Genomic DNA, 23,664 nt, shown 5'->3' on the forward strand with positions numbered 1-23,664 from the left:
ACCAAGGCTAAAGGTTGATTTAATGTTGCTAGAGAAATGCTGCTATCGTCAGGTATCGAAAAATTTCCTGTGTTTGCCTTGGAGTAGCACTCTACTCAACCCATTTAGAACTCATATAAGCCGTACAATCAATATAGTATGTTCGTGTTTATGCAATGACTAAAAACGTTCTCCTACGGAACAATGTGAGAGTATTTGGACAAGGCACACAGTCCATGCTGTTCGCTCATGGATTTGGCTGTGATCAGAATATGTGGCGTTTCGTAACACCAGCTTTCGAGAACGACTACCAGATCGTTCTATTTGACTATGTAGGGTCGGGGAAATCTGATCTTAGCGCCTACAGTGCCGAAAGGTACGGCCACCTCAAGGGCTATGCCCAGGATATTCTCGATATCTGTGCAGCATTGGCGTTGACCGATGTGATTTTCGTCGGGCATTCTGTCAGCAGCGTCATTGGCATGCTGTCCTCCATCCAAGCTCCTAATCTTTTTGACAGCCTGATTCTCGTCTGTCCTTCACCCTGCTACATCAATGACCTACCCGATTACTTGGGAGGGTTTGAGCGCCAAGACATTGAGGATCTGCTTGATATTATGGATAAAAATTACATTGGTTGGGCGAGCTTTCTGGCTCCTATGGTGATGAAAAACGAGGATCAGCCTGAGCTAACTCGTGAACTTGAGAGCAGCTTTTGCTCTACTGATCCTGTGTTTGCCAGCCGCTTCGCCAAGGCCACTTTTTACTCTGACAACCGTAGTGATTTACCCAAGGTGAGAGTACCTGCACTAATCTTGCAATGTGCCGAGGATGCGATCGCCCCCATCGAGGTGGGACATTACCTGCACCACCACTTGCTCAAAAGTACGTTGAAACTGATGAAGGCTACGGGACATTGCCCACACATGAGCCATCCAGAGGAGACTATCCATCTAATTAAGGAGTATCTGACTGCCGTCCCATTGCCAACACAATTGAGCACCGAAAAAGAATCATCAACAAACCCCTAAATTTATTTATGGATAACGTAGAAATAATTGTGCCTCCAGGCGTAAGCACTCTTACACAAAGTGTCCTTGTTCAGAAGAACTAAATTTATTTATGGGGGTTGTAATTTTGAATTTTGTTAGCGCAACTCCTCTGAAAGAGGCATTTTGAATTTTGAATTCCCCGAAGGGTTTACCAATCAGTGACTTACCAGATAGACGAGCTACTCAACACCGCGCCCTGTGGCTTCCTCTCGTTTATTGACGATGGCACCATCGTGATCGCCAATGCCACGCTACTGGAATTACTTGGACATGAACCCGACGGATTGAGGGGACGGAAGATCGAATCAATTCTACCGATTGCCAGCCGCATTTTCTATCAGACCCATTTTTTCCCACTTTTGAAACTGCATGGTAAGGCAGAGGAAATATACTTTTCATTGAGGCCGAGGCAGGGGAGTGATATACCCATGCTTGTCAACGCAGTGCGTCGGGAGAAGGCAGGAAGCTTTGTCAACAACTGTATCTTCATACCTATCCGCCAGCGTATCCAGTACGAAGATGAAATTCTTCAGGCAAAGAAAGTGGCAGAGACAGCCATCCGCGCCCAAAAGCAAGCAGAAATAGCTCTGCGGCAACAGTACGAAAGGGCTATATTACTTCGAGAAATTAGCCAACGGATTTATCAATTCCTTGATTTATCTAAAATTTTTGAGATTGCTTCTCATGAGATCCGCGAGTTAATTCACGCCGATAGGGTAGGGATCTTTAAATTCTCTCCCAACGCTCACCATAACGATGGGGAATTTGTTGCCGAATCTGTACTTAAGGGATTTGATTCTCACTTGGCGACAAAAATTCACGATCATTGCTTTGGCAAACAGTACGCCAGCTACTATCGGCAAGGCAGAATTCAAGCCGTAGATGATATCGACAATGCTGGACTTACAGAGTGTTATCGGGGCTTTCTGGCACAACTTCAGATTCGAGCAAATCTCGTTGTGCCATTGCTGAATGGTGGAGACGATTTGTGGGGCTTGTTATACATTCATCAATGTTCTGCTCCTCGACATTGGCAAGAAATTGAGATTGACCTGATTAAACAAATAGCCAACCAGTTAGCGATCGCTATTCAGAAAGCAGATATTTTTCAGAAGTTGCAGAAGGAATTGGCAGAACGGCAGCAGGCAGAAACCCGACTCACAGAGAGCAACCAACAACTAGCATTTTCTAACGAAGAACTGGCTTGTGCTACTCGCCTCCTAGAAAAGCTAGTCAACATTGATGGGCTGACTCAAATTGCCAATCGCCGCTGCTTTGATGATCGCTTAGAGCAAGAATGGGCGCGACTATACCGGGAACAGGAACCTCTGTCTCTGCTATTGTTCGATGTCGATTATTTTAAACGCTATAACGATTCCTACGGTCATCAACTGGGGGATGAGTGTCTCACCAAACTTGCTCAAGCCGCGCAACAGGTGGTGTGGCGTCCCGCCGATTTGGTGGCTCGCTACGGTGGGGAAGAATTTGTGATCATTTTGCCCAATACCGATCAACAAGGGGCAATGGCGGTTGCAGAACGGATTCACCTGGCCATTAAAGCCTTAGGCATCCCTCACCAAACTTCTGATGTGAGCGATGTAGTCACCATTAGCCTTGGCATTGCCGTCCTGATACCTAGTCCCGAACTATCACCAGCCATCCTGATTGCTCAAGCAGATCAGGCACTCTACTGTGCCAAGAAACAAGGGCGCAATCAATCTGTGATCTACCCCCCACCATACCAGTTAGGGTATGGTGGGGACATCGTTTCTCCTTCTACAAAAGAGTAATCCAATTCAAAATTCAAAATGCCTCTTTCAGAGGAGCTCCGCTAACAAAATTCAGAATGCATCTTTCAGAACTCTTTTATGCATCTACCTTCTTTTATTTGGTTATGGAAAATGGCCGCTTGGTCTATGGGGTTGTCGCTGCTGGCATATTTGCTGTTAGCGGTCACAGGTGTTTGGATGTTTCGGATGAGAACTTCGGGAAGCTCTCGTTTCGGCGCCCCATTAACGGGTGGAAATGAGGGAGTGGGTTCACCTCTGACGCTGCCCTACGTGCGATCGCTTCATTATACAATCGGCATCAGCATGGTCAGTTTAGTGCTACTACTGTTGGCAATTGGCATTGTTGGCACTTTGGGACACTTTGGTTCCTTAGGACACTCATCACACTTGGTGGCTGGATTAATAGTGGTAGTCTTGGTTTTGCTATCTGCTGTCAGTGCGACCCAAATTAGCGCCAGAAGACCTTGGGCCAGACTTTTACACATCGGTATTAATATTGTGCTGTTTGTTGGTTTTACCTGGGTGTCCCTGACTGGTTGGATTGTAGTCCAAAAATATTTGCCTTAATATCCTCGCCACTAATTTAAAACGGCGATAAATTTTATCTCTCTTGCATCTGTTGATACGCTATATCTGGTAGTTTTATCAGATTTGTCCTTTGTTAAAATTGTTGCTAATCTTCGATGGCTGGCAATTTTTAGCGAAGAAAAAGTATCGCAGTTGTAGATGTATTGTTAGTGCAATAATTTTCCAGATGATAACAACATTTTTAACCTATGAGATGGGTATTCGTGCTGGTGCTAAAAAGTTTCATTCAACTTTAGGCTAAACTTCGTTTAATCCTAAGGTCAGACATTTAGTATTTTAATGTTCTAACTTTAGGAAAATTGAATCTCTAGAAAATCTAGTTTAGAAAGAAACTATAGACATTTCCCCCTTCTGCTTACCATGAGTACGAGGGTGATAGCTATTCAGCAACATGAGGAAAATGAGGTAATTTTTATGTCAGTTCAATTGCTTCAATCTGAGTTACTGGAAGATTTAGCCATAGAGCAACAGGAGCTTATAGCTGGAGGAAAATGCTATAAAGGTGACGATGAGGACGATGATAAGTCCAAAAAATCCAAGGAAAAGCGCAAGTTTCCCATCTATCTGAAAGGCTACGTTTTCATCCCTGAGTCCGACGACTGAAAGGGTAATACTGTGAAGTGAGTGAAACCTCAGACCTGATTATTCCCGTGGTTGAAATTTTGCTCTTAGCCCAGGGAAGAGAAGAGTCAGATAATGAGACCTTGTCAGGTTCCAGATATAAAACTGGCTAAAACTCAATCAGGACAAGCAAGATGTATGCATCAATAGCTTGCATTTGTTGACACTCCCCCGCCTCGAAGGTGGGGGTTTATTAAAAATCAATCCTGACTGTTAATGGAATAGTAAAAAACTAGTTACACACTCGTTAATAATGCACTCTATGTTTATTTTAAATCAAGATATTAGCTAGATAATTAAGGTTTATCTTGGCAATATGCTCCGATTTTGAACTGTAGAAACTGCGCTTCTTAAGTTTTTACTAAAAAACCCACATATTATCTGGGGATATCAGCATTGTAAACAGAGAGTTCATCACTTTACAAAAAGCTAGCTTTGCTGGTGTAAGTTTTGGTAAATCATCTAGGATATTTGAGGAAGTGCTTGAATTTTTTCTGGGAGATACCACTATGCAAGAAGTCTACTGACAGTTGCACCCATACCCAAGAAGACTTTGTTTATTGGTGGTGATACCAGCGTTGAGGGTGAAAGCAGCGTCACAAGACACCCTTGCTTGTCGGCTTCTCGATTGATTTCTTTTGACACTCCCCAGCCATAAATGGCGGGGATTCTAGTTTCACGGTCGTTGCTTGCTCTTGCAGGTCTAAAGATTAAAAAATGTGCCTGTTTTGCACAATGAAGTAAAACAAAGACATCAGATAGTAGTGACCCCTACCGCTTGGGAAAACATGAAAACCGAGGCAACTAGTAGAGGTATTAGTATCAGTGAGTTAATAGAAGAATTTGGAAAGCGACTTTAGTCGCCTCCGACTTATCCCCATGTCTGAAGCCACTTGCTCTGCGTCTCGCTTTCCGGTCAGAATAAAGAAAAGCATCGTAATTAAGCCATGACAGCAAACTCAGCCAATACCTCAGCTTCTGTTTTTCACCTATCTCCGTTGATTCGGCTGACGCTGTTGAGTTTATACATAGCACTCACAGTCCCATTACCTTTTTTATCCCAGGTAACAGCCGCACCCATAGCACCAACATTATTGTGGATCGGGATTAGCATTGGCTTAGTTGCCCTATATGCAGTGTTGACTGAAAGAGTAATACTAGATGACAAGGGTATTCAGGTTACTTACCCCACCTGGGTACCTCGCTTTTTTCGTAAAGGTTGGTTTTTACCTTGGTCAGAGGTGAAAGAGTTAAAACCCCGCACCACTGGACAAGGGGGTCTAGTTTATTATTTTCTCAGCCAGGAAGGTAAAGCTTATTTACTACCAATGCGTGTTGCTGGATTTGCCCGTTTGGTGCAATTTGTGCAAGCAAAGACGGGTATTGATACTACAGATGTTCGGCCTTTAGCGCAGCCGTGGATGTATCTGATTTTATTGGTCTTCACTCTGCTGTTGCTGTTAGTGGATGCTTGGACTATCACCACAGCATTATCTATTGGACAATTAGCGTAATCTGTCAAACAGGTCATTGGTCATTGGTCAAACAGGTCATTGGTCATTGGTCAAAAAGCTATTCCCCAGTCCCCATTCCCCAGTCCCTATTTCCACAAAGTTAGACTTGGATAATTTCACCGCCAAAACCCAACTACGACTAGAGCAAGTTAATCTATTTACGAGGCTGAAAACTCAGCCTCAAGTCAATCAGCAGGGATACCCGATTTTGCAAAATCTATCCTTTGAGGTATTCCAGGGCGATCGCCTGGCCATTGTCGGCCCTAGTGGTGCTGGTAAAACTTCGTTATTACGCCTCCTCAACCGCCTAATTACACCCACTAGCGGCAAAATTTATCTAGAAAATCAGGAATATCACCAAATCCCTGTCATCGAGATCCGTCAAGCGGTGACACTGGTGTTGCAAGAGTCCAAGCTGTTGGGGATGACAGTCCAGGAAGCATTAGCTTATCCTTTGCTTTTGCGTGGTTTGCCCAAACAGACAATTCAGCAACGAGTCAGTGACTGGATAGAACAACTACACATTCCCAGTGAGTGGTTAGGGCGAACTGAGGTGCAACTTTCAGCAGGAGGGCGACAGCTAGTGGCAGCAGCACGTGCCTTGGTCATCCAACCAAAAATTATACTATTAGACGAGCCTACCTCCGCCTTAGATGCTGCGACATCTGGCCGCTTAATACAAGTCCTCACCCAGCTAAACAAAACCCATCTAACCACCATTCTGATGGTAAATCACCAACTGGAGCTAGCCCAAACATTTTGCACCCGATTATTACACCTCCAGCAAGGTCAGTTGTTAGCAAATCAACCAACCTCTGAGATAAATTGGGCTAGCTTACACACAAGCTTGATGCAATCAGAAACTCAAGCATCTGAGGAATGGAATTAATTAATTTTGGATTTTAGATTTTCCTAAGGCAGCACCGAGAATAGGGGTTTTCCACGCCACTTGACGATTTTTTGCTGCCTCTTGCTCCCATAGCTACGCTAACAAGTCTCTTAACCTCCAGAGGGATTTTGGATGAAGTTTTTTCCCATTCTTCCTGCTTTTCCCACTTTCTCTATGACCTTTGAGTTGTCAGGGTAGAACGATGATTACTAAATCTTTCTGTCGCTAACTTTGTTTGTGATTGCGGAATATTGCCATTCAAAATTTCCATGTTAAATCGGTAGCCCACATTGCGGATGGTTTGAATTAAGCTAGGCTGGCGGGGATCAAGTTCAACTTTTTTCCGCAGCGATAAAACATGAGTATCAATGGTACGCGGGTTGTCGATGGCGTCAGGCCAAGCACGACGTAACAATTCCGACCTACTCAAAGGCACACCTCCAGCCTGTGCTAAAACGTAAAGCAAACTAAATTCCTGGGGTGTTAAGTCAATGAACTCCCCTTGAAAGCGGACGCGGCGCTGTACTAAATCGATTTGTAAAGTCCCATAATCCAAATAAGCTGGTGCAGTGGGTGTGCGCTTGCGGCGAATTAATGCCTCGACCCTGGCCAAAAATTCTTGCATTCCAAAAGGTTTACTCAAATAATCATCAGACCCAGCCTTCAATCCAGCGACGATATCGGCTTCATTACTACGGGCAGATAGCATTAAAATTAAAGGCTGTTGCTGACGATGCAACCAACGGCAAAACTCAATACCATCGCCATCTGGCAAATCCGCATCCAGAATCACCAGTGTTGGTTGATGGCTTAAAAATACTTCCCTTGCTTGATAAATACTGGCAGCTTGATGCACCCGGTATTCCAGTTGTTGCAAGTGCCAACCCAGCAACGACCTCAAATGGGGATTCCCCTCAATGATTTCAATACAAACCGATCCCACGGTGGCAAGACCCCTTAGCGTTGATAGACTCCCAAATTAACAAGCCCCTGTCCAAGGTTTTGTAGCCTTTGTTACTTCAATTGCTATAATTTTTACATTTCCTTATGGAAATACTTGCAATAATTTTAATTTGTGCTTTTCCCAAAGCCAAGTTAGTAATATTCTTAAATTTTTGTTAGACTGATCGAACATCAAATAAAATAACCGTTAGCTGAGTTATCTCTCAGCCTTAGGGTAGAAGCGGAACCTATTTTGCCTACAGTGACGTTTACAGCCACTAATTATAAATTTGGGCTGTTGACAGGCAAAATCATCAAAATAGCTTACCAAATAATCATATTCCAAGTTTTCTGGAATAGCATCTAACTAATTGCATTTTTAGCTGCTGGGGGGTCTTACCCAAGGTAAAAATATTAACTTTTAGTTAATACTTGAGAGGGATGTGATACTTCACATTTCAGCGTGAATCATTTACAATTCTCATTCCGAAGAGATTAATACAGCAGTTATGCTCCAAGACACACAAACCATCCGCTACTACCAAAGACTGACCGACGCCTTCGTCGAGCTATGGAATCGCGGTTATCGCACGGCTGATATGCGGATGTATTTGGATGGATATCTAGCCGCACTGCGACAGGGTAATGCCATTGAACCTTACCTGATTCATCGCCTAGAGGAGGAAGCTAGCCGCTACCTGTACGATGGCTCAAACTTTGTAATGACGCAAACGCAAACAGAGCCACAACATGATTACTACCGTTAAATACCCTTAACTGGGTTAATGGTAGCCAACCTGGATAGCCGCCGACCATTATAGCATATTATCTGCATTGGTCAACGGGTACAGTGGTAGGAAATTTGGGAAAAATTTATTGTATTGATCAAACGCATCCCTTCAGTGCTGTTTTGGTTTACCAAATGCACCTGAGGGGATTTTTGGTGATTGGTGTCCAGGAATGAACGGTGATGGGTTTCATTAAAGTTATCCTTTCATTGGCGCGTCCTGAGCCAAAATCTACTTGTTACATGGGTAAACTCGGAGCTTTTTGGCGGACTCACCCAAAATATTGTATGAAAACGAGATTGTCAAAGCCGCCCTCTAGCGTTGGAACCGCCAATTTTGGACAGGTTTTTCCGAGGGGAGCGTCTCCAGCTAAGGATGTTTTGACTGGTGCGGTACATACTTGACGCTTCGTATTTGTGAAATCAACTTAAAAGCCGCAGAACTTCGCAGATGTGAAGACCAGGGAGAGAAAGTTTAATTGAGATTATTGGTAGTATAGTAAGAAATAGTTGTAAATTTAGGCGTATTTTACCTACAGTGCTTTTATTAGCTCATAAATGATAGAAAGCCTAAAATTTGCATACACATTTAGTTTAAAAAAATTATATTGACAAAAATTCTGGGTTTGAGCGGACAATCTGCGTTAGACGTAATTTAATTTTTGATATAAATTTTTACAAAATGTGGGCGATAAACCATTATTTATTTTATGATCAATATTTGATAGTAAGAAACACTATTATGTAAGTAGCGATGCTTATAGCAGCGCTCACATTTCATAGCATCTTTTTTGATGGATAAATACTAAGACTTATCAGACACTTTAAGTTTTTGCCTTAATAGTGCGATTGTTAGCTTGTGCAAAGATTTTAATTTGATAAGTTGATTTGCTCCAACTCGATACTTATAAGAAGTATCTTAGCTTTTGGGGGTGAAAATTTTGCCAAAGTTTCTGAATAATTTAGGGTAAGTTGGCTGCCAAGTTGAGAGCAGCACTCTGCTAACTGTTGGTAAAATAACAGGGTAAAAGGCTCACCAGAGGTGATGGAGAAAAATTAGCTTACATTCCATATCTTGAACTGTGATCTAAAATAAATATTCGATAAATATTGGGCAATTAATCCTAGTTTTTGATTAGACTATTAAGCTCTAATTTTTATATACCAATAGTAAATAAGGCAGGCTTAATTGAGAATAATCAGTATTTAAAATAACCTTTTTAGCCCTGTAAAAGCAGTAAAAGATAATCGTGATACTTGAAACTAAGAAATTTTCAAAACCATTAATATTTGATAATTTAAACACCTGGAACTATGTCAGAATTATGGACTAATTTATTTAGCTCAAATCTGTTTATCCCCCACGGACACTGCTATTTATGGAAAACAGATTTAGTCTGGTTACACTTAGTATCTGACGCAATCATTGCGCTAGCTTATTACTCTATTCCAGCGACATTGTTTTACTTTGTCCGCAAAAGGCAGGATCTGCCTTTTCATGGAATTTTTCTCCTGTTTAGTGCATTTATCTTAGCTTGCGGCACAACGCACATTCTGGAGATTTGGACACTTTGGTATCCAACCTATTGGCTGTCGGGGTCAATCAAAGCAATAACTGCAATGCTATCTTTACTTACAGCAGTAGAGCTTGTGCCCTTAGTTCCCCAAGCTCTGACACTTAAGAGTCCGGCTCAACTCGAAAAAGCAAACGAAGAACTTCAAACACAAATAGCCGAGCGGTTACGGGTAGAGGAGGAACTGAGAAGATACCAAAATCATCTGGAGGATTTGGTGGCTTTTCGTACCAATGAGATTACCAAGTCCAACGAGCAATTACAACAGGAAATTGCTGAACGCCAGCGCCTTCTAGCAGTTCTCAAACTAAGTGAGGAACATTACCGTTATTTGGCGGAGTCAATTCCCCAACTCGTATGGACGGCTGAGTCCAATGGGAATACTGATTATTTTAATCAGAATTGGTGTGATTACACGGGGTTAACAGTGGAGGAGTCCTTGGGTTCTGGTTGGTTGGCGGCGTTGCATCGAGATGATGTAGAAAGTGCTGAGGAGGTATGGTCAAATGCTGTGAATAATGGCATTTTATATGAAAATGAATACCGCTTCAAACGGGCTGTTGATGGTTCTTATCGCTGGCACTTAGCGCGAGGCTTACCGCTAAAAGATCAGCAAGGTTGTGTAATCAAGTGGTTTGGAACTTGTACTGATATCCACGAACAAAAAGAAATACAAAAAGAACGGGAGCACCTGCTGGAATTAGAACAAACCGCACGCGCTAAAGCAGAAACGGCGAATCGAATTAAAGATGAATTTCTGGCTGTACTTTCTCATGAGCTACGCACTCCACTTAATTCGATTCTTGGGTGGTCTAAGTTGCTACAAAGCCATAAGTTTGACGAAGCAAAGACATCTCAAGCCCTAGCTACAATTGAGCGTAATGCGACATTACAGGTTCAATTAATTGAGGATTTGCTGGATACTTCGAGAATTTTACAGGGTAAATTGTCGCTGAAGATTAGGAAGATCAATTTAGAATATACAGTCTTGTCTGCACTAGACACGATGCGGTTAGCAGTAGAAACAAAGTCAATTCAGGTGGATACAATATTTGCCCCGAATGTGGGCATGGTTCTGGGTGATTATACTCGCTTGCAGCAGGTTGTTTGGAATCTCCTTTCCAATGCTGTCAAATTTACACCCAAGCAGGGAAAAATAGAAGTGCGACTAAGGCAGGCTGATGGTTATGCTCAAATCATAGTTAGCGATACAGGCAAGGGAATTAGTGCTGAGTTTTTGCGTTATGCTTTTGATTACTTCCAACAGGCAGATAGTAGTTCTGTGAGAAAATTTGGCGGATTAGGGCTGGGACTAGCAATTACCCGTAATCTCGTGGAGATGCACGGCGGTACTGTTAAAGCAGAAAGCTCTGGTGAGGGAAAAGGGGCAACATTTACCGTCAGTTTACCGCTTTGCGAAAATGAAAGCCCTAGTGTGCCAGAGGAACCAAATCAGCCTAGATTTTTAGCACCATTATCTTTAACGCTGGCTGGTGTAAAAGTTTTAATTGTTGAGGATGATGCTGATTCACGAGATTTTGTTGTTTTTGTCTTAGAGCAAGAGGGGGCTGAGGCGATCGCAGTATCTTCGGCTTTTGAAGCCTTACGAGTCTTGGAACAGCTAAAGCCAGATGTTTTGGTCAGTGATATTAGTATGCCCGATATGGATGGCTATATGCTCATACGTCAAGTGAGAACTTTGATCCCAGAAGCTCTTGGGCAAATTCCGGCGATCGCGATGACTGCCTATGCGAGAAAATATGACCAGCAACAAGCACTCTTAGCAGGGTTTCAGATGCATTTATCTAAGCCGCTGAATGCAGAAAAGTTAGTTGCAGCGGTTGTCAGCCTTGTAGAGGCATGAGTTTGACATCCTTTTTTAGTAAATGATCACCAAACCCAAAGCCTGAAAAAACCCTTGAAATGGGGGAAATCATCAGCATCCCCCTAATTTTCAAGGGCAATAAAAACAGGACAAATTGAAAATATTAGGAAGCTAGGGCAACTTCCACCAACTGCTGCAACTCGCCTTTTTGGTACAGTTCAATCAAGATGTCAGAACCGCCAATGAATTTACCATCAATATAGACTTGGGGAATTGTCGGCCATTCGGAATATTCTTTGATTCCTTGGCGAATTTCGGAGTCTGCTAAAACGTCAACTGTCTCAAAGGGAACTCCCAAGGTATTGAGGATTTGCACAACGTTGTTAGAGAAACCGCATTGAGGCATCAATTTGTTGCCCTTCATGAAAACCATAATCTTGTTTTGTTCTAACAAGTTATCAATTTTCTCTTTGAGTTCTGGTGTCATGGTTTTTTGTTTCCTATGTGGCTGATAGTCAAGATTCAATAGTTAATAGTCAACAAGCCAACAGTTCAGCGTTTCAATTTTGCACTTGGGACTATTGACATTACGAAGCAGTTGTGGATTGCCAAGCTTCGGGGGTATATGTTTTTAGAGCCAAGGCATGAATTGCTTCCGTTGACATAGCTTGCCGCACCGCACCATAAACCAACTGATGCTGTTGTACCAGTCCCTTACCGGCAAACTGCGATGAAACTACTGTCACCTGATAGTGGTCACCGCCTCCAGTTAAGTCCTGCACCTGAACTTGGGCGTCTGGCAGTCCCGCCTTGATCATTGCTTCAACCTGCTGCGGACTAATCATCGCAATTCCTGAAAAAACTTACTTTACTATTATTAACAAGATATGGGGCAGATGCCGTTGCCCGTGTCATATTTTGGCAAAGTGGAGAATAAAAGGGCCCTTGAGGGGTATTTGTGCGATCTGCACCAAAGCAGTAGCAATGAAGCGATCGCGATCGCTTCCACCGGGCCGAGTACCCAAGGCCCGTAGCGCCCACAATTGTCACCGCAGATAGCCTCATCTTAACATTGGGCGTTCTCAAGCTGCTCAGAAAGAGGTGAGAAGAACCAGTAGAAATTAAAGAACGCTTATTTTGGGGAAGATGAAGTAGTACCTTGTCTCGGATAGGGAGTATCAACAAAACCTAACTCCAACAACTGTTGATAGGCTTTTTTGCCTAAATCCCGCGTTGGGTTTTGGCTCTTAATAATTTGCACTAACAAGGGTACGGCTAATTCTGACTGATTTAGTGCCCGATGTACCAGTGCTAACCGATAAGTAGCCTCATCTCGCAGTTGGGCTGTTTCTAGGGCTTTTTTCCGCTGGGAATCAGAAACACTGTTGTCAATTCCCGAAAAGCTAGAGTTGAGGTCTTGATAAAAATTAGATAGCTGATTAAAAACCTGACGTGCTTCTAGGAGCTTCTTAGCGGCTAGGTCGTATTTTTGGGCAGATACAGCATCATCTGACTCTTTAAGGAGACGCTGCCCGCCTTCGATGCTTAAAATGCTGTTATTTTGGCTTATGGGACGGAGATTATTGGGATCGTTGGGGTCAATCGGTTGTGGTTGTCTAGTAGCACTTGGTGGCTGTGATACCTGAGCATTGACGGGCGATAGCAGGCTAAAGGCAGCGATGAGTGATAAGCAAGTGAAGCGAATTAAGGGAGGAGCAACATCAGCAATGTTCATGGGATCAATTAGTGTGACAATTATCTAAAAAAGGTATGGAAACTTCGGGTATCTTAACTCTGTTTGCGTCTTCGACAAAGCAAATTTACATAGTAAGTTTTTCTGGTTTAGACTGAGAATCAGTTCACTAGAGTTCCCATTGCTCTTGAGAAAAACTTGTCCAAAATTGGTCAACCTTCCCTTGAGGGCGGCTTTTAGAATCTAGTTTTCACCCAATATCTTGGGTTATGGCGAGAAAGCGGGTCTGAGTTTACCCATTTAACGAGTAGATTTTGGATCAGGTTGACCAATTTTGAATAACTTTAATGAAACCCCTGCTTCACTAAAATCATCCCTATGAGCGATCCCATCAATTCCTCAGATTTTTCCACTACAGGTGTACCAGCAAGCAGCCAGGGATTGGTTTTACAACGCGGTGGTGAAGAGTTGATTTTAGAAAAAGCTTTGTATCGTTTCACCATCCGGCTGGTTTCTGACCTTGGGCGATCGCAATTATCTCAGCTTACTTGGGGTGTTTGGCGTCGGACTATTCCCCCAGCACAACTGGAACTATTCACTGTTGAACCCGGCCAGTTAGAAGCAGCCATGTCTCAAGCACGGGCTGACCAAAATGTAGCTTTTGCCAGTCATGTTTACAAAATCAAAGATAATCCTGGCTCTTTCGTTTATCTGAGTGACCAAATCACGATTCAATTTGCCTCTTGGGTGGATAGTGCCAAAATTAATGCTATAGCCACCACCTTTAGATTAGTCCAAGATAAACCAGTCTTGGGACTGCCTAATACTTTTGTGTTTTTGGTCACTAAAGAAGCAACAGAAAATCCCCTCAAAATTGCTAACCAATTGTCAGGACTGCCCTTCGTTTTAGCTGTTGAACCTAACATCATCATCCAACAAGAACCACATTATAAACCCCGCGATCCTCTCTATACCCAGCAATGGTATCTCAACCACAATGGCGGTAATCAGTTGGCGGTGGGTTCCCATATTGATGCGGAAAAAGCTTGGGATATCACTCGCGGTGTCCGTTCTGTGGTTGTGGCGGTAGTGGATGATTCTTTTGATTTGAATCACCCAGATTTTCAGGGTTTGGGAAAAGTTGTTGCCCCCAGAGACTTGAAAGAAAATGATTTTTTACCATTACCTGATGAAAAAGAACCCAGTCACGGTACAGCTTGTGCAGGGATAGCGGTGGCTGAAGAAAATGGTACGGGAATTGCTGGAGTGGCATCTGGTTGTGCATTGATGCCGATTCGCACTACTGGGTTTTTGGATGATGAATCAATTGAAGAAATATTCGACTGGGCAATAAACAAGGGAGCGAGTATTATTTCTTGCAGCTGGGGAGCATCGGCTGTTTATTTCCCTCTGTCTATGCGCCAACGTGCTGCTATTAGCCGCGCTGCTGCTCATGGGCGCAATGGCAAAGGTTGCGTGATTGTGTTTGCGGCAGGTAATGCCAACCGCCCGATTGACGGTAGTGTGAATGAGCGGAATTGGCCGAAAAATATTTTACAAGGTAATACGGCTTGGTTAAGTGGTTTTACTATTCATCCAGATGTGATTACTGTGACTGCTGCTACGAGTTTGAATAAGAAAGCAGCTTATAGCAATTGGGGTACTAACGTTTCAGTGTGCGCCCCTAGTAACAATGCCCCACCGGGGATGTGGTTTCAGGAGATTGGTTTTGTATACACACAACCTGCGATAAATACGGTGGGTGTCGCCAACGGCTCTTCCCTTTCTGGATTGGGAATATTCACCACTGACCAAGTGGGAGCGGCTGGCTATGACCAAGGTAATTTTACCAGTAACTTTGGCGGTACTTCTAGTGCCACTCCCGTAGTTGCAGGTGTAGCTGCACTAGTTTTATCAGCAAATCCTGATTTGACGGCCCAACAAGTAAAACGCATTCTGCAAGAAACCGCTGATAAAATTGTTGACCCTGATCCTGACCCCCAATTGGCTCTGCGTGGGGGTACTTACGATGCTAGTGGTCATTGCCAATGGTTTGGTTATGGCAAGGTAAATGCCGCCAGGGCAGTGCAAGCAGCCAAGCAGGTGCTGGCGGTGGCGTCAAGTGCCAGCAGACAAGTCAGGGGTGAGAATAACAACCAACTAGGGATTCCGGATCATAATCAACAGGGGATCAAGAGTGGGATCACCATTGCTGAGGCTATTATCATTCAAGATATTCAGATCAGAGTTAATATCACTCACGATTTTTTAGGTGATTTAGAAATTTATTTAATTTCCCCTAGCAATCAGCAAGTGTTGTTGCAAAGTCGCACCTTAGGCCGTGGCACCAATTTGCAAACAACCTATAAAATGCAAACGCACCCCGCCCTCAAGCAGTTACTGTCCCTGTCAGCTCAAGGACGCTGGCAGTTGTGGATCATCGACTACTCACCCCAAGATGTGGGCAGACTAAATAGCTGGGAATTAGTCATTAGTTATTAACTCAGGACAACGGACAAAATTAAGAGTTGGGAATTTCTGCAAAAGCGTGATTAGCGATCGCAGATTCTTGATGGCTTAATGAAAGCAACATATTTGCTAAATCTGCTGTCAGGCGTTTGGCATCTCGTTTTACACAGCCATTGAGATAATCTGTTACTTTTAGGGCTTCACCAATGTGAATACTGGCATCTGCACCCCAACTAGGATAAGGTTGGCTGTAATTGATGCCGACGGGGACAATTTGCACCCCCAATCCTGGGTGAGTCAATTCAGCACTCAACGCCAAACGAGCAATTCCCGGTTTTAACGGATGAACTTGGCGATCGCGATAAATCCCCCCTTCTGGATAAATAACCAACATTTCTTTATTTACCAGCAATTCCACAGAATGACGGAGAGTGGCGATCGCTGGACGCTGAGGATCTACAGGAAACCCCCCCATCCGTTGGACAAACCAACCTTGCAGCCCAGTACATTCAGTAATCGTCACCATAAAACGCAAGTCTCGACCTGTCACGCAACGACCAGCAGCATAGGGTAAGAGCAATGAATCCCAACGCGCCCGATGGGTAGGAGCAAAAATCACAGGCCCACATTTGGGAATATTGTCTTGCCCAGTAATTTTAATTCGCCGAAAGAATAATGGTAGAACAACGTGACGCCCCAATAGATACAGCAGAGGACTTAACCAAGGTGAAACCTGGGAGGTAGTAGAAGCCACCTCAGAATGTGCTGGCATATCCGTTGGTGTTGCTTGGCAGGTAGTAGAAGCAGAGTAAAGTTCCATCATGACGGTGGCTGCTGATTGTCGAGTAAATATAAAAGGAAAGCTTGATTATCTACACCGTAGATTTTCTTGCGTCACTTGTGTCCTACCAATTGGACAGTTTCACCTCTGTCCGTTAATTTCGCTGACGCCGCTTAGTAGCAAACCACCCTTGTAATTGCTGACGGCAGGCTGATTCTAGAATACCGCCAACTACTTGCAGGCGGTGATTAGAAGCTGGGCTAGCAGGTATGTTGATAACAGTACGAATTGCGCCAGTTTTTGTATCGTCCACCCCATAGACAAGTGTACCCAAACGTGCTTGCACAATCGCACCAGCACACATCGGGCAAGGTTCTAAAGTTACATAGAGGGTACATTGATGAAGACGCCAACTTTGCAAGCTTTTAGCAGCAGCCCTGAGAGCGATAACTTCTGCATGGGCTGTGGGGTCTTTGTCCCGTTCTTTTCTATTTTCACCTTCTGCAAGTAAGCTTCCGGTTGAGTCAATGATCACAGCCCCCACAGGAACTTCCCCCGCATCACCTGCTATTTTCGCTAATTCTAGGGCATGATGCATCCATTGTCTATGTATAAGATATTCTGCATATTCAGTAAACATCTTCTTAATATTTGGGCAAATAAATAACCCTCAGACTTCTAGCCTGGGGCTACAAAACAGAGCATACCTGCGTGGGCTATTTTATGCAGCTTGAGCTAGAAGGGAGTCTAGTTGACCTTGTGTATCTAACTGATAAAGGTCATCACAGCCGCCAATGTGCTGATTATTAACGAAAATCTGCGGAACACTGCGGCGTCCGTTGGCCCGTTCAGCCATTTTTGCTCTGGCTGCTTCATCACCATCAATTTTGTATTCGGTGAATTTGACACCTTTCCACCACAGCAGCAACTTGGCACGAATGCAATAAGGGCAAGTTTGCCAAGTGTAGATTTCCACATTGGCTTGAACCCGTTCTGGGTGGCGACCTAAGAGAGGATTGAGAAAGTCCAGCATATTTTTTAGTAAACTTCTTAACTACACAACACGTAGACTAAACACTAATAAAAAATATTTTTTTACTCAGAAACTTTGTTAACTGCAAAAAAATTAGAAGTTTGCTTATTCAATATTTTAACTATTAGTTTAGCATCACAGCTACTTAAAGACAAGATTTTTTTTGTTACAAGCAAGTCGGAGATTTACAGCTCCGACTTGGTTTAAGAGAATTCTTAAATTAAATACATTGCTGTGTCACAAGTTCATCAGTGACTCAACCCAACTTGTCAAATATTCTTGAGAGAACTAATGCTAGGAGCAAAGAAGTATTCACCACCCTTAAGGTGTACCCAAAGTTGAAAGTTAAATCCTGGTTTTGTTTCTGGTTCTCCCCACTTTATCGGCCATTTTTGATTTCTCGCATCAGGAGCAGCTTGACCAATAATCGGATCTGTCCCCACATTAACTTGAACAAAATTGTTGGGATTAGACCAAGCTGCTTGGATGAAATTAAATTGATTTTCAATGTCAGCTTGAAAGCACAAAAACAATAATCCTGAACCAGTGCTTGTTGCTTTGCTAAGGTCAGATTCTCCATAACTGATTCCACGACGAGCAATCCTGTGATTTCTTTCTTTTTCCAAAGCTTGCTCAAAACTTTCCCCAGAGGAAACTACTCTTCCTGTATCTCCTCTAGGGTTAGATTTACGAACGTGACTATGAAATGGGCATTTTAACGCCTGTTGATCATCACTATAATCGAAATTATTTGTTTCATCTTTAGCTGGTGTACTTGAAAGTGTCAATGGGGTTCCATCACGGAAGCGTCCCATGGTTAATGCTCCAGCTAATTCTTGATCTATATCCCCTAACTCCTTAGCGAGGAATGCTTGAGCATCACGGAAGGCATTTACATCTTGTTCAAGTTTGCGATAAACTAAATAACTGCCATAACTATCTTCTAGCTTACCGTTAGGATCTTTAGCCAAAAGAAGACTGAGAGGAGCACGAGGATTCCATTTAGAATCCAATTCCTTAATCAACTCCTGAATCGCCTCCTCACTCAAGTTAGGATTAGACTCCCTAATTTTTTTGATTTCGATATTTCTGACTCTTTCGATATCTCTTTTCAGAAACAAAGGTTGACTAATACCATCAATAAAACCAAAGTGTTCGATGATATCTCCATTGTCATTTCTGAGAATAAAACCATTCTCTCTGTGAACAACTTGAGCTAATTGTTCCAGTTGTTCAGTAATATAATCAATTGCTAGTTGTAGTTTTTCCAAACTATCATCTGCTATCAGCAATAAAGCATGAATTTCTCCTTGTAGTCCTGTGTCCCATTCTTCAATAACTGGATCACCTAACAAGTTTCTGACAGCATCATTTTTCATGCCAAAGCGAAAAGGTTGATCGCCCGGAATTTGAAAAGGTTTGAATTCCAAAAATTCATAACCCTTACGCGAGAGAAAGAAGTTGATAAATAGATCACCTGCGATTTTTGCCTTTCGGAATCTTACCGCATCTGTTGCCTGTTTCTGAGCAGATGTTACATTTTGAGCAAAAATTTTAATCCATTCTTTTAATGGCTGGACTTGATTGGGTTTGAACTGTAAAAACAAATGTACAGTATGGTCTCGTCCATGTCCTCTGAGAATATTTCCCTGCAAATCACTGAGCAATTCTGCATATTTACCAGGAATCTCAGTGTCAATACCTTCTGCTGGTATTTCTTGCAAATCTTCTTCTGTTAGTGCCATTGTCTTGAATTCCTATTTCTAAGTTTGTTGTCACACTGTTACTGTATTTAATAACAGCAACAGTGGATTTAAAGCGGAATGTGCCTATGCTTCTAGTTTCACGATCTTGGCTTGGGAAGGCTTGCCAATATCATTGACGTAAAACAGCATATAATAGCCAGTTGGATACAGATTGGCATTTGTTGGAGCGGTGAAATTGATTGTAGAATTATCTGCTGATATATTCTCAATCTTTAAATCTGCTAACCGTTGTCCATAATCAAAAGAGTGAGTACCTGAACTCAATTTAATCAGAACAAGAGAGCCTGTGCTAGTAGCATTTTTGAGTGAAATTGTGCTTGATTTTCCGTATTGAAGCTTTTCAGAAGCTGTGACAATTTCTGGACGCAGTCCAGATGTGAGTAGATAAGGTGGAGTAAAAATCTCTGCTTGCCAAATTTCTGCTGGGACGAATGGCTCTGTATCACCATCTACAAAGTAAGTATCAGGAGCTTGGTAATACTTGTCTAGATCGAATGGTACAACGTTCCCTGATTTGTCTTTCAGTTGGGGTATTGTGTAGTAATTCTGAGTGTCTGGTAAAACGTCAACATGAACTGTTCCGTTTTCTTCCCTAGCTGCACGACTAGGATTACCACCAATGATTAATACACGAGCATCAGGTAATAAGATAGCATTGTTATGATAGAGCCTAGGGAATTTACCAGGATTCATCGTTTCAGTTTTATAGCCACCTGGTGATAACTTATCAGCAGTCATCAACAGTGGCTCGTGAATAGCCTTGTATTCCCCATATTCACCACCATTGATTGCCAAGATTTGTTTAGTGGGTAGAATCACAGCCTGATTCATCGCATGAGGCTGATCAAAATACTCAGGATATATTTTCCATTCTCCATTTGGCTCACCGCTAATTTTTGGTGAAGACCAACGTTCTAAACTTTGGGCAATTCTGACTCCTTTGGCTTTTAAACCATCATTGTAGCTACCCAAATAAGGACGACCATAATTAATGTCATTGGTACCAATGAGACCTCCCATTAGCAAGACATCTCCTTCGTAATTTGGATCTAGCAGTCCAGTTCCATAAACTTTGGATATAGCCTTTCTGTCGGGGCCAACTTCAAAACTTACACTAAATTTCCCCAGACTATCCTGCTTAATTGACATTAAATAGGTTTTGTTGCTTTCGTGGAGTTCCAGTGGAAATTTACCTGCACCATCACCTGTAATCAACAACCTACCATCAGCAGTGGGAAAAACACGGGGGTAGAGATCGATACTATCGTAAGCATCTATGGTTCTGGAAACTGGTTGATTGTTGTAGATGTAATTATCTTGGTAGGTAAATTTGGTGTTGAAGGGGCTATTCTCTACGTAGGTCAGATCAATATACTGAAACTTCTTAGTTACAGGATCGTAGATTTCAATTGAAGGTGTGATTTGATTCGGTTTGTCAAATTTTAAACCCGAAAAAATGACAAGTTTTCCGTCTGCTAAAGCTATAGGACTAGGATACCAACGTCCTTCCCTTAACTGACCAACAGTAGTCCAGGTTTTGTTTTGCCAGTTATATAAGTTGGTTTGTTTTGAGCCTTCAAACTTTTCTCCTGGGTAGTAGCGATTTGAGCCACTAATAAAAAGAATGTTGCCATCTGATAAATGCACATTTGCTGAACAAAAAGGATCATTACTTTGTCCATTTTGTACAGCAGGAGGTGATGCAATTCGTTCAAATGTACTGGTTTTAGGGTCAAATAAGGCTGAATGATTGACTACTGCATAATCAGTTCCCTTGACCCCATCTATAAATTTGTTACCAGTTTCAGTTTTCTCTAAAGTGTTGCGATTACTGCTGCCATTGACAATTAATACTTTGCCGTTAGGTAACAGTGAAGTATGAACAGCTTGCATCCAATCTGCTTTATTTGTGGGTAATGGTACTGTTTGCCATTCCCCCTTGCTTACACTAACCGTATCAGCTCTGACAAGGTCTGGATTAATCATTAATCCTAAACAGGTCAGTAGAATTATGAGAAATGTAATTTTTTTCTTCATTGACTCTCAACTTTGAAGTAATTTGGCAAAAAAACACAGCAAAATAATAGCGGTACTGACAATAAAGCCTCAATACTTTTGCAAAACAGTATTAATGCTTTTCAAGTACTCACTGTTGTGGATAGCGTCAGAGCAAATTAGAAGTTATTCTGCTAGCTGTCTGGTCGCATATTTAGGGTTATTAAAGGTACATAATGTTTGAGGAATCGATATGTTGGATTGGGTATGACAATCAGATATACCGTGAAGGCAGAGTTTTCTAAATCACTGGGTTTTTCACTGAAAAAGTTGTCAGAGTGGGATGGTCTTAATTGGTTGCCAGACGCGTGTCTTAAGATTTATTTGCCCAATATATTAATTGTTTTAATTGGACTTAAACAAATCAGTAAGATAGCAAGGTTTATTAATGCCTATTCTGAGATATACGACAGATTGTCAAACAAAAGATGATATCTTTATATTTTTTAATACTTTTTTAACTAAAATGCTAAAGCTATAAAGCTACGACATTGTAACAATAGACAATACGTGTAAATAGAAATAAATTTGTTTTTCTTTTGTTAAATAAAACTTTCAAGTCTTGATTGAACATAATTTTAATTGTTGTTTAAAAAGTAAAAATAATTTTGATTATTTAAAATATATTTACTAAGTTTTATAAAATTTGCGGTTTTGTTTTCAAAGAAAATAACAAGTAGGACTTAGGCATTGACAAAAAATGGTAAATATGAACATCAGTTTTATTGATTGAAAGTCCTATAAATTCTGCGTTAGGGAATGCACGCTACGGGGAAAGTTGCATAAAGAGACCCATTCAAAAAGCCTGAAAATAGGGTAAATTTTTACTGTGGGTAAGTTCTAACAAGTTAAAAGTAAAAAATCCTTTGAATTTATTCATAAAAATTCAGGTGGCTCAAGATTCTTGCCTTTGTTGAATTTTGCCTTTTGAACTGGATTAGAGTTAATATATTTGCTATATTTTATACTTGTAAGTATGTAACTACAAAAATACATAAAATTTTCGGAAAGCCGACACTTGTGGTTTAGCAGCAAAACTTAACACAGGTGCTAGTCAAGACTTTTTTCTATATGTATCCGCGCTTTGGTAGACTTGAAAACTGATATGGCCAGAGAAAACGGCGGAAATTCAAGCAGTTGAGAGGGCAGACTCTGTGGAAAATACACTTGGTTTAGAGATTATTGAAGTAGTTGAGCAAGCGGCGATCGCATCCTCAAAGTGGATGGGTAAAGGCGAAAAGAACACTGCTGACGAAGTAGCAGTGGAAGCCATGCGGGAACGGATGAACAAAATCCACATGCGCGGTCGCATCGTCATTGGCGAAGGCGAACGCGACGAAGCTCCCATGCTCTATATCGGGGAAGAAGTCGGTATCTGTACCCGTGAAGATGCCAAGGACTTCTGTAACCCTGATGAACTAGTTGAAATTGACATCGCTGTTGACCCCTGCGAAGGCACCAACTTGGTAGCTTACGGTCAAAATGGCTCAATGGCAGTTTTGGCAATTTCCGAAAAAGGCGGTTTATTTGCTGCGCCTGACTTCTACATGAAAAAACTGGCAGCACCAGCGCCAGCAAGAGGTCATGTAGACATTAACAAGTCTGCGACTGAAAACCTGAAAATCCTCTCTGAGTGCCTAAACCGTGCCGTTGAGGAATTGGTTGTAGTGGTGATGGATCGTCCCCGCCACAAAGAACTCATTCAGGAAATTCGCACCGCAGGCGCGAGAGTACGACTGATCAGTGATGGTGACGTTTCCGCCGCTATCTCTTGCGCTTTTGCCGGTACCAATATCCACGCTTTGATGGGAATTGGAGCAGCACCGGAAGGGGTAATTTCAGCCGCTGCTTTACGTTGCTTGGGTGGGCACTTCCAAGGGCAATTGATCTACGATCCAGAAGTAGTACAAACAGGCTTGATTGGCGAAAGCAGAGAAGGCAATTTGGCACGGCTTAAGGAAATGAACATCACCGACCCAGATCGGGTTTATGGTGCTGAAGAATTAGCCTCTGGTAACACTGTGCTATTTGCTGCTTGCGGTATTACCCCTGGAACCTTGATGGATGGCGTCCGTTTCTTCCACGGCGGTGCTAGAACTCAAAGCTTGGTTATTTCTAGCCAATCTCGTACAGCACGATTTGTCGATACAATCCATTTGTTAGATGAACCGAAGAATCTGCAACTGCGGTAGTCATTAGGCATTGGTAATAGGTAATTGGGGATTGGTAATTGGGGGAAGAGAAGAAAAGCTATAACCCATTACCCATTACCCATTACCCATTACCCATTACCCATTACCCATTAC

The 23,664-nt window shown here is 42.4% G+C and carries 19 protein-coding genes; 10 read left to right on the forward strand and 9 right to left on the reverse strand.

The genetic code is table 11. The features are described 5' to 3' along the window. The first annotated feature begins 155 nt into the window (after nt 1-155). The 6 genes from H6G32_RS11875 (at nt 156) to H6G32_RS11900 (ending at nt 6,433) form a co-directional block, all read left to right on the forward strand. Nucleotides 156-1,010 carry an alpha/beta fold hydrolase gene (locus H6G32_RS11875; RefSeq protein WP_190458377.1) on the forward strand — a complete coding sequence of 285 codons (855 nt, stop codon included), beginning with the start codon at nt 156-158 and terminating at the stop codon, nt 1,008-1,010. Nucleotides 1,011-1,189: 179 nt separating this feature from the next. Further along, nucleotides 1,190-2,821, forward strand: a complete 1,632-nt coding sequence (locus tag H6G32_RS27270) for a diguanylate cyclase domain-containing protein (RefSeq protein ID WP_190458386.1) — start codon at nt 1,190-1,192, stop codon at nt 2,819-2,821. Between the two features lie 78 nt (nt 2,822-2,899). Further along, on the forward strand, nt 2,900-3,388 hold the full coding sequence (locus H6G32_RS11885) for a DUF4079 domain-containing protein (protein ID WP_190458388.1): 489 nt from the start codon (nt 2,900-2,902) through the stop codon (nt 3,386-3,388). Nucleotides 3,389-3,823: 435 nt separating this feature from the next. Continuing rightward, nucleotides 3,824-4,012 (forward strand): hypothetical protein, encoded by a 189-nt coding sequence (locus H6G32_RS11890; RefSeq protein WP_190458390.1) that lies wholly within the window; start codon nt 3,824-3,826, stop codon nt 4,010-4,012. Nucleotides 4,013-4,977: 965 nt separating this feature from the next. Next, complete coding sequence (locus tag H6G32_RS11895; RefSeq protein WP_190458392.1) at nt 4,978-5,544, forward strand: hypothetical protein; 567 nt, start codon at nt 4,978-4,980, stop codon at nt 5,542-5,544. A gap of 106 nt (nt 5,545-5,650) precedes the next feature. Continuing rightward, a complete protein-coding gene (locus H6G32_RS11900; protein WP_190458504.1) occupies nt 5,651-6,433 on the forward strand; it encodes an ABC transporter ATP-binding protein in 783 nt (260 codons plus the stop codon). A 172-nt stretch (nt 6,434-6,605) separates the two neighbouring features. Here H6G32_RS11900 and H6G32_RS11905 read toward each other — a convergent pair whose 3' ends face one another. Beyond that, nucleotides 6,606-7,376 carry a response regulator transcription factor gene (locus H6G32_RS11905; protein ID WP_190458394.1) on the reverse strand — a complete coding sequence of 257 codons (771 nt, stop codon included), beginning with the start codon at nt 7,374-7,376 and terminating at the stop codon, nt 6,606-6,608. 508 nt (nt 7,377-7,884) lie between these two features. Between H6G32_RS11905 and H6G32_RS11910 the strand changes: the two genes are divergently transcribed. Beyond that, the gene (locus tag H6G32_RS11910) at nt 7,885-8,142 is read left to right on the forward strand and encodes a DUF6761 family protein (protein WP_190458396.1); all 258 of its coding nucleotides are present in this window, start codon (nt 7,885-7,887) and stop codon (nt 8,140-8,142) included. 1,334 nt (nt 8,143-9,476) lie between these two features. After that, on the forward strand, nt 9,477-11,600 hold the full coding sequence (locus H6G32_RS11915) for a hybrid sensor histidine kinase/response regulator (protein ID WP_190458398.1): 2,124 nt from the start codon (nt 9,477-9,479) through the stop codon (nt 11,598-11,600). Between the two features lie 124 nt (nt 11,601-11,724). Here H6G32_RS11915 and grxD read toward each other — a convergent pair whose 3' ends face one another. From grxD to H6G32_RS11930, 3 genes are all read right to left on the reverse strand, one after another. After that, a complete protein-coding gene (grxD, locus tag H6G32_RS11920) occupies nt 11,725-12,048 on the reverse strand; it encodes a Grx4 family monothiol glutaredoxin (RefSeq protein ID WP_190458399.1) in 324 nt (107 codons plus the stop codon). Nucleotides 12,049-12,148: 100 nt separating this feature from the next. Continuing rightward, the gene (locus H6G32_RS11925; protein WP_190458401.1) at nt 12,149-12,406 is read right to left on the reverse strand and encodes a BolA family protein; all 258 of its coding nucleotides are present in this window, start codon (nt 12,404-12,406) and stop codon (nt 12,149-12,151) included. Nucleotides 12,407-12,693: 287 nt separating this feature from the next. After that, nucleotides 12,694-13,296, reverse strand: a complete 603-nt coding sequence (locus H6G32_RS11930) for a hypothetical protein (protein ID WP_190458403.1) — start codon at nt 13,294-13,296, stop codon at nt 12,694-12,696. Nucleotides 13,297-13,632: 336 nt separating this feature from the next. On the opposite strand from H6G32_RS11930, the gene H6G32_RS11935 reads away from it, so the two are divergent. Beyond that, a complete protein-coding gene (locus H6G32_RS11935; protein WP_190458405.1) occupies nt 13,633-15,756 on the forward strand; it encodes a S8 family serine peptidase in 2,124 nt (707 codons plus the stop codon). Nucleotides 15,757-15,775: 19 nt separating this feature from the next. Here the strand turns inward: H6G32_RS11935 and H6G32_RS11940 are convergent, their stop codons facing one another. The 5 genes from H6G32_RS11940 to H6G32_RS11960 form a co-directional block, all read right to left on the reverse strand. Beyond that, entirely contained in the window at nt 15,776-16,546 is a 771-nt protein-coding gene (locus H6G32_RS11940) for a lysophospholipid acyltransferase family protein (RefSeq protein WP_190458407.1), read from the reverse strand. A gap of 112 nt (nt 16,547-16,658) precedes the next feature. Beyond that, nucleotides 16,659-17,144: a tRNA adenosine(34) deaminase TadA gene (tadA, locus tag H6G32_RS11945; protein ID WP_190458408.1), complete on the reverse strand. Its 486-nt coding sequence runs from the start codon at nt 17,142-17,144 to the stop codon at nt 16,659-16,661. 81 nt (nt 17,145-17,225) lie between these two features. Beyond that, on the reverse strand, nt 17,226-17,537 hold the full coding sequence (grxC, locus tag H6G32_RS11950; protein WP_190458411.1) for a glutaredoxin 3: 312 nt from the start codon (nt 17,535-17,537) through the stop codon (nt 17,226-17,228). A 269-nt stretch (nt 17,538-17,806) separates the two neighbouring features. Next, complete coding sequence (locus tag H6G32_RS11955; RefSeq protein WP_190458413.1) at nt 17,807-19,282, reverse strand: Dyp-type peroxidase; 1,476 nt, start codon at nt 19,280-19,282, stop codon at nt 17,807-17,809. An 84-nt stretch (nt 19,283-19,366) separates the two neighbouring features. Then, nucleotides 19,367-21,289: a glyoxal oxidase gene (locus tag H6G32_RS11960; protein WP_242046567.1), complete on the reverse strand. Its 1,923-nt coding sequence runs from the start codon at nt 21,287-21,289 to the stop codon at nt 19,367-19,369. 1,223 nt (nt 21,290-22,512) lie between these two features. On the opposite strand from H6G32_RS11960, the gene glpX reads away from it, so the two are divergent. Next, nucleotides 22,513-23,550, forward strand: a complete 1,038-nt coding sequence (glpX, locus tag H6G32_RS11965) for a class II fructose-bisphosphatase (RefSeq protein WP_190458417.1) — start codon at nt 22,513-22,515, stop codon at nt 23,548-23,550. Nucleotides 23,551-23,664 lie beyond the last annotated feature (114 nt).

This window comes from Cylindrospermum sp. FACHB-282 (assembly GCF_014697195.1).
Taxonomy (GTDB): domain Bacteria; phylum Cyanobacteriota; class Cyanobacteriia; order Cyanobacteriales; family Nostocaceae; genus Cylindrospermum.

Coding starts and splice junctions, on each gene's coding strand:
- H6G32_RS11875 (WP_190458377.1), top strand. CDS start 156: ATGACTAAAAACGTTCTCCTACGGAACAATGTGAGAGTATTTGGACAA.
- H6G32_RS11885 (WP_190458388.1), top strand. CDS start 2,900: ATGCATCTACCTTCTTTTATTTGGTTATGGAAAATGGCCGCTTGGTCT.
- H6G32_RS11890 (WP_190458390.1), top strand. CDS start 3,824: ATGTCAGTTCAATTGCTTCAATCTGAGTTACTGGAAGATTTAGCCATA.
- H6G32_RS11895 (WP_190458392.1), top strand. CDS start 4,978: ATGACAGCAAACTCAGCCAATACCTCAGCTTCTGTTTTTCACCTATCT.
- H6G32_RS11910 (WP_190458396.1), top strand. CDS start 7,885: ATGCTCCAAGACACACAAACCATCCGCTACTACCAAAGACTGACCGAC.
- H6G32_RS11915 (WP_190458398.1), top strand. CDS start 9,477: ATGTCAGAATTATGGACTAATTTATTTAGCTCAAATCTGTTTATCCCC.
- grxD (WP_190458399.1), bottom strand. CDS start 12,048: ATGACACCAGAACTCAAAGAGAAAATTGATAACTTGTTAGAACAAAAC.
- H6G32_RS11925 (WP_190458401.1), bottom strand. CDS start 12,406: ATGATTAGTCCGCAGCAGGTTGAAGCAATGATCAAGGCGGGACTGCCA.
- H6G32_RS11930 (WP_190458403.1), bottom strand. CDS start 13,296: ATGAACATTGCTGATGTTGCTCCTCCCTTAATTCGCTTCACTTGCTTA.
- H6G32_RS11935 (WP_190458405.1), top strand. CDS start 13,633: ATGAGCGATCCCATCAATTCCTCAGATTTTTCCACTACAGGTGTACCA.
- H6G32_RS11940 (WP_190458407.1), bottom strand. CDS start 16,546: ATGATGGAACTTTACTCTGCTTCTACTACCTGCCAAGCAACACCAACG.
- tadA (WP_190458408.1), bottom strand. CDS start 17,144: ATGTTTACTGAATATGCAGAATATCTTATACATAGACAATGGATGCAT.
- grxC (WP_190458411.1), bottom strand. CDS start 17,537: ATGCTGGACTTTCTCAATCCTCTCTTAGGTCGCCACCCAGAACGGGTT.
- H6G32_RS11955 (WP_190458413.1), bottom strand. CDS start 19,282: ATGGCACTAACAGAAGAAGATTTGCAAGAAATACCAGCAGAAGGTATT.
- H6G32_RS11960 (WP_242046567.1), bottom strand. CDS start 21,289: ATGATTAATCCAGACCTTGTCAGAGCTGATACGGTTAGTGTAAGCAAG.